This is a genomic window from Agriterribacter sp. (assembly GCF_035444585.1).
In the GTDB taxonomy this organism is placed as follows: Bacteria; Bacteroidota; Bacteroidia; order Chitinophagales; family Chitinophagaceae; genus Agriterribacter.
In genome coordinates this window covers 1-2,848 of record NZ_DAOMOZ010000352.1, presented here as the reverse complement: position 1 = coordinate 2,848, position 2,848 = coordinate 1, and the positions used below count along the sequence as shown (strand labels likewise).

Sequence of the window (2,848 nt, the reverse complement as noted above, 5' to 3'; positions counted from 1 at the left end):
GTGATCAGCGACAACGCTGATGACAGAATGATCAATTTTAATCTGTTCATAAAATGAAATTTAAAAGGTTTAAAAAATCCTACTCTGTTAAAGGTTTTCGGTTACCCTTTCCGCCTTAGTTAACGTGTGCGGATGTATTGCGCAATAATTTTTTATGTTCATTTTCTTTTTTCCCGGTGTAGCATATTGCTGCAAAGGCCAGCCAAGCCAGCATTAATCCATATGCCATCTTTTGCATCCAGGTAGGATTATTCCATAAAGCATGATAAGGCCAAAATAGATAGCCGGTAAATAAATAAACGCTCATCACCCAAAGAACGAACCCGGTCTCTACGGCTATTATTGTAACCAACGCTACGCTTCTGTAACGGTGTATTATCAGCAAAACAGCTATAACGATTTCAACAAAGGGCACAGCATATTGAAGTACTGTCCCAAATTTTCTGATTACCGGAGCGTGACTTACCCAAAAGCTATACACATCTAAATAAGCCAGCTTTTGAATGCCTTCATAAAAGAAATTCAGGATCAGCACGAAATAAATACATTCATATAACCAGCCTTTTACTGACATAGGCTTCTATTGAGCGTTAAAGTCACTGCTTAGGCAATAGCCTGCCGTAATGCCCCATCATTTTTTATTTGGACATTTTAAGGTAATTCCCTTTTGTTTTTTGAAACATTCTTTCTATCTTGGCAGTACCAGCTACGGTTTACTGCTCTTCTATCATCCTCCTATATATACTCGCAAAAAAGTGGATTTAGTACTATAGCCAGGCCGGCCTTTTTTAAACTTTTTTTTCAGCGAATATCAATTACTTGTTTTTAATCATGAGTTGTATGTGCATTACCCCACTAACTGTACAATTATGGAAGAAAAACCAGTACATAAACCTATTGATGCATTCAGGAAGTTGAAGGAAGATCCCTCTGAATCCCTGGCTGAAATTTTGCAATGGTCTAAAGGCATACTTGTAGGTTATATACGTAAATACATTCAAAATGATGATGAGCTGATCAAGGATGTGATCGCAGAAACCCTGCAGGCAGTATGGATACAGCATACAAAAATAGCAGAACTGAAAGATCCGGAGATATGGTTACTGCGTATCGCTTATAACATATCTATGAGCAAACTCCGCAAAAGGAAAAAATATTATACAGAACCTATAGATGAACACCAATTCCTGAAAAGCGACAGCGCCACCGAAGCTGATATAGAGCGTAAGGAACTGGATAAGCTGCTTGCACAGGCTATTGAAACATTAAGCCCTAAAGAAAGAATTGTATTTATCTTAAGCAGAACAGAAGGGGTTAATACCAAAGAGATCGCTTCCCGATACAGGACATCCGAGCAAACCGTTAAAAATCAGCTGAGCAGCGCCCTGAAGAAAATACACCAATACCTAAAAGAGGTATTAACTGCTGCAATTTTCATTTAGTGCTTTTTAAAATGCCCAAAAATGATCCACCAACCTGATTACGTTAAAGAACTGATCAAAAAGTATATCGAAGGCTCTATGACAGGGGTTGAGCTTGAGCGGCTGAAAGCCTGCTGGAAAATATATGAAGAAGACGAGCTGCTGAATATGACCGCAGAAGTATTGTATGCAATGGAAAAGCAGGCGCCTGGCGACAGCCTCGAAGGATGGGAGCCGGATTTTGCAAAGATCATCAACGATGCAAAGATCATACAACGCAAGAAAAGAATATGGTTATACAGTAAAATAGCAGGGGCTGCCTGCCTGTTAGTGGTGCTGGCGGTGGCGGTCAATCATCTTATCGAACAATGGTCAGGCAATAATACAATAGGTGATTGCGGGAATATATCCTCCCGGAGTGAAATACCGAAGTCGGAATTTGCCTGCACTATCCGGTGGGGCGATACTACTGTTTTAACTGTTGACAGCGGTTCTACAGGCTTGGTTACGCAGATCAGCAACCTTAATATCCGCGCAGAAGTGCCGGGCGTACTGGCGTTGACCCGTTTGCCGGTAACAACACCTGTGGATACAACGCGGGGGCTGTTTGTGGAAGTGCTCACACCGGCACGCAGGCAGCATATCATTAAGCTGCCGGGCAGCATTAGTGTCCACCTGAATGCAGGCTCTTCTTTGAAACTTCCTCTTATCAGCACCGGCCACGATACCTGCTATGTGCAGATCAGCGGGGAAGCCTATATTGAAGTGCCGGAGAAAAAATTGCCTGGAAGATTAATAGTGGAAACCTCCAACAGCCAGCTGCAAACTGCCGGTGGCAATTTTGCCATAACTGCTCTTCCCGGTTATACCAGGGCTACCCTTATCAGCGGCAGTCTCATAACCTTCAGCAGGGGTGGTATTCACAGCAAAGCGCTGGACTGCCGGGGAGATCAAGCCGTTGTTAGAAGCTACGCTAAAAGCAATGGCCCTTTAACAGATTCCTTATTCTATAAACGCAGCAATAATGTTGAAGAAGCGCTGGTTTGGACAAAAGCAACCCGGAGCTATCGAAATGTATCGCTCCGGCAATTTGTAATGGACATGAGCCGCTGGTATGGGTTTAAGGTGGAGAGCCTTAATTGCATCCCTGAGCAACTCCGTATCAATACTTCTGTATGCTACCGCGCCTCCCGGCAACAGGTATATTCAGAGATCCGCAAAGCGGGCATTAAGGTATATGAAACGGGAGAGTCCATCAGCTTTTGCAACCCGGCCAACAGCTTTTCACCATCACAAATAATGTCAAAAGAAAAGGGGAACGGCCATCCGGGCTATCCCCGGCAATACCTGCTATTGCCAATGAACTTGCTGAGGTCTTACGGCCTATAGCTCTCAGGCATGATCGTCTGAATTGCTTCAGGGGCGTT

The 2,848-nt window shown here is 43.5% G+C and carries 3 protein-coding genes; 2 read left to right on the top strand and 1 reads right to left on the bottom strand.

Annotated features, from left to right (window positions below):
• Window positions 1-115: 115 nt before the first annotated feature.
• Window positions 116-574, bottom strand: a complete 459-nt coding sequence (locus PLH26_RS21365; protein ID WP_324588044.1) for a MauE/DoxX family redox-associated membrane protein — start codon at window positions 572-574, stop codon at window positions 116-118.
• 295 nt (window positions 575-869) lie between these two features.
• Here PLH26_RS21365 and PLH26_RS21360 point away from each other — a divergent pair, with 295 nt between their 5' ends.
• A complete protein-coding gene (locus tag PLH26_RS21360; RefSeq protein WP_324588043.1) occupies window positions 870-1,442 on the top strand; it encodes an RNA polymerase sigma factor in 573 nt (190 codons plus the stop codon).
• Window positions 1,443-1,463: 21 nt separating this feature from the next.
• Entirely contained in the window at window positions 1,464-2,810 is a 1,347-nt protein-coding gene (locus PLH26_RS21355) for a FecR family protein (protein WP_324588042.1), read from the top strand.
• Window positions 2,811-2,848: the final 38 nt, after the last annotated feature.

What these genes read in the sequence shown, in the direction of transcription:
- PLH26_RS21355 (WP_324588042.1), top strand. Translation starts at nt 1,464, where the DNA reads ATGATCCACCAACCTGATTACGTTAAAGAACTGATCAAAAAGTATATC.
- PLH26_RS21360 (WP_324588043.1), top strand. Translation starts at nt 870, where the DNA reads ATGGAAGAAAAACCAGTACATAAACCTATTGATGCATTCAGGAAGTTG.
- PLH26_RS21365 (WP_324588044.1), bottom strand. Translation starts at nt 574, where the DNA reads ATGTCAGTAAAAGGCTGGTTATATGAATGTATTTATTTCGTGCTGATC.